The 3,534-nt window shown below is 25.1% G+C and carries 4 protein-coding genes; all 4 read left to right on the top strand.

Features of this window, described 5'->3' with window-relative positions:
• Positions 1-54: 54 nt before the first annotated feature.
• Complete coding sequence (locus tag AJ886_RS10720; protein WP_261662384.1) at positions 55-1,329, top strand: ATP-grasp fold amidoligase family protein; 1,275 nt, start codon at positions 55-57, stop codon at positions 1,327-1,329.
• Entirely contained in the window at positions 1,316-2,392 is a 1,077-nt protein-coding gene (locus AJ886_RS02515) for a pyridoxal phosphate-dependent aminotransferase (protein ID WP_070287072.1), read from the top strand. Before AJ886_RS10720 ends, AJ886_RS02515 begins: the two co-directional genes overlap by 14 nt.
• The gene (locus AJ886_RS02520) at positions 2,382-3,014 is read left to right on the top strand and encodes an HAD-IB family hydrolase (RefSeq protein ID WP_002856497.1); all 633 of its coding nucleotides are present in this window, start codon (positions 2,382-2,384) and stop codon (positions 3,012-3,014) included. The genes AJ886_RS02515 and AJ886_RS02520 overlap by 11 nt, the downstream gene beginning before the upstream one ends.
• A gap of 10 nt (positions 3,015-3,024) precedes the next feature.
• Positions 3,025-3,534 (top strand): glycosyltransferase family 2 protein (locus AJ886_RS02525; protein ID WP_148116620.1); only part of this gene is annotated, 510 nt, incomplete at its 3' end.

Raw genomic sequence — 3,534 nt, forward strand, 5'->3', positions numbered from 1 at the left:
GGCACAGCTAAACAAAGAATTCAAAATCAGCTTTGTTATAAATTAGGTCAAACTATGATTATTAATTCTAAAAGTATTATTGGTATTCTATTCATGCCAATATATTTGTTATCAGTATTTTTAAATTACAAACAAGATCAAAAAATATATTATCAAAAAATAAAAAAAGATCCAACTTTAAAACTACCCCCTTTAGAAAATTATCCAGATTACCAAGAAGCTTTAAAGTATAAAGAACACTTATCTTATAAACTAGGAAAAATTTTATTAGAATCTTTTAAAACTTGGCATAAAGGTGGTTTGTTTAGATTTCCTTTTTTAGCTAAGGGAGTGAAAAAAAGGACTAAAGTTACTCTTACGAGTAAGGAATGTAACTTAGAAGAGGATGAAGTTTTTTTTAAAGAAAGACACAAGGCAATTTTTAATTATATACCAGATTTTAAACATCCACAGACCTTTAATGAAAAATTAGTTTTTAGAATGCTTTATGATAGAAGTCCTTTATATACTTTTTTAGCAGATAAATTAAAGATGAGAATTTTTGTTCAACAAATATTATCTCAATTTGATGAGAGTAATATTTTTGATAATGATTCAGTTCTTTTTCAAGATATAGATAAGATACAAGATCAAATTTTAAATACAAATATTTGTGAATATTTACCAAAACTATACGCCATATATGATGATATTTATGATATTGATTTTGACATTCTTCCAGAATCATTTGTGTTAAAAACTAACCATGATTGCGGAGGTTATGTTATCGTAGAAGATAAAATAAAATTTTTAAGAGATATAGATTTATTTTCTAGCAGCATGCAAAAATTGCATAATCATTTGCATAGTAATTATTATTATTTATCTAGAGAATGGCATTATAAGGATATTAAACCAAAAATTTTTGCAGAAGAATTATTGATAGATAAAAATGGTAAATTGGCAGATACTTATAAGTTTCATATTTTTGATCATAAAAATCTTAATAATAATTATATTCAAGTAACAACAGATAGATTTAATAACTATCAACGTTTCATAATGGATAGTAATTGGAATATAGCACCTTTTAATTTTACCTATGAAGTTTCTAAAGATAAGTTGCCAAATAGACCTTCAGAATTTGAGAAAATGTTTGAAATTTCTCTCAAGCTATCAAAAATGTTTGATTATGTTAGAGTGGATCTGTATTGTATTGATAATAGAATTTATATTGGTGAATTGACTTTTACACATGGTGCCGCTGGAGAGAAATTAAATCCTAATTGTTGGGATAAAAAACTTGGAAAATTATGGAATATAAGGAAGTTGTCAGATGTTGCCAAATAAAAATATACAAAATCTTAAGCCCTACATGTCTATCCCTCATGATATATGGAATTTTAAAAATTATGATAATGTTTTAAAATTAGATTGGAATGAAGCAACTATAAATCCTTCTCCAAAAGTTTTCGAACATATTTATCAATTTTTAAATAGCGGTAAATTAAATTGGTATCCTAATACTAAAAATATAGAACTTCTAAGAGCTTTATCTTTATATACAAAACAAGATAGTGAAGATTACATAGAAATCTTTGGAAGTTCCGATGCAGCTCATGAAAATATTATAGATGTATTTTTGGAAAAAAATTCTATCGTCTGTATTATATCTCCAACATATGATAATTTTAGGGCTAGGGCTAATGGGGTAGGTATAAAAACTATTAATTTTATGTTAGATAAAAATTTTGAATTAGATTTTGATGAATTAAATAACTTTTTAAAACAAAAAAAAGTTGATTTTTTATATATTTGCAATCCAAACAATCCAACAGGATTATGTTATGATAACAATAAACTTGAACAGCTTATTATTAATAATCCAAAGGTAATGTTTTTAGTAGATGAGGCTTATTATGAATTTTGCAAAAAATCTGTTCAAAATCTTGTAAAAAATTGCAAGAATTTAATTATAACTAGAACTTTTTCCAAAGCTTTTGCTTTGGCTAGCTTTAGAATAGGGTATGTAATTTCACATGTTGACAATATCAAATCAATAAATAAACTTAGAAATTCTAAAAATATTTCTATGTTATCTCAAATAGCTGCTTTAGCAGCTTTAAAAGATGTGGAATATGTTGATAAATTTGTCGAACAGGTTACTACTTCTAGAAAATTATTTTTAAAAGATATTAAGGCTTTTGATATTAGAGCATGTGAGCAAACAGAAACAAATTTTGTTTTATTAAGTATGAAAAATATGCAAGAAGTTATTAATTATCTTAAGCAAAATAAAATTTTTATAAGAAATTATAATCATATTATTCCAGGATACTGTAGAATAACAATAGGAACTGTAGAACAAATGAGATATTTACTTGATAAGTTAAAGGAATTTTATGAGCGGTAAGATATTTGCACTTTTTGATTTTTGCGAAACAATAACAAATTTTCAAACTTTAGAGAAATTTTTACCTTTGGTAGCACAAAAAAATCCTTATTATACTCATAAAGCAAATGCTGAAAGAAGAGAAAAATTTGATAAATTGGGTTTAATATATCCTAGATATGAGGCTTTAATTGATTGCCCTGTAGATATTGTTAGAAATACAGCAAAGGAATTTTTATATAATCATATAATAAATAATATAAATAAAAATGTTATCAATAAATTATTTTGGCACCAAGATCAAGGACATGTGGTAGCTATAGTTTCTGGTGGATTTGAAATTTATATAAGAGAATTTGCTAAAATTTATGGTATAGAGCATATAGTAGCTATCGATTTGGAAAATTCTGATGATAAATTTACAGGTAATATACACGGTATTCATACGATGCAAGAAAGAAAATTATATAAACTTTCAAATATGTTTAATATAAAAGAATTTGATTTAAAGAATTCTTATGCATATAGTGATTGTGTTAGTGATATACCTTTGCTTTCATTTGTTGGACATCCTAATGTTATTGAATGTGGAAAAGATTTGAAATGGGCTAAATTGCTAAATTTTAATATTTTAAGAAACTAAGGAAAAAACAATGAAAACCGTAGGTGTAGTTATCCCAATCTATAATGTAGAAAAATATTTAAGAGAATGTTTAGATAGTGTTGTTAATCAAACTTATAAAAATTTACAAGTTGTACTTGTAAATGATGGTAGCACAGATGAAAACTCACTCAATATAGCCAAAGAATATACTTTAAAAGATGAAAGATTTATACTTTTTGATAAGGAAAATGGGGGTTTATCTTCAGCTCGTAATGTAGGCATAGAATTCTTTAGTAAAGAATATGATTTTAAAAATATTACCCAAGAATTAAAAGAAAACTCCTTAGTAGAATTTAAACTAGACAATGAAGATAATCCTTATAATATTTATAAAATATATAAAAGTTCAAATTTCTTTAAAAATAAAGATGAACTTTTAAATTTTAAAGCTCCTGATATTGATTATATTATCTTTTTAGATTCTGATGATTATTGGGAATTAAATTGCATAGAAGAATGTGTTCCTAGAATGGATGGGGTTGAAGTGGTTTGGTTTGAT

Origin of the sequence: Campylobacter sp. BCW_6465 (assembly GCF_001762815.1) — a bacterium.
GTDB classification, from domain to species: domain Bacteria; phylum Campylobacterota; class Campylobacteria; order Campylobacterales; family Campylobacteraceae; genus Campylobacter_D; species Campylobacter_D jejuni.

Coding starts and splice junctions, on each gene's coding strand:
- AJ886_RS10720 (WP_261662384.1), top strand. CDS start 55: ATGATTATTAATTCTAAAAGTATTATTGGTATTCTATTCATGCCAATA.
- AJ886_RS02515 (WP_070287072.1), top strand. CDS start 1,316: ATGTTGCCAAATAAAAATATACAAAATCTTAAGCCCTACATGTCTATC.
- AJ886_RS02520 (WP_002856497.1), top strand. CDS start 2,382: ATGAGCGGTAAGATATTTGCACTTTTTGATTTTTGCGAAACAATAACA.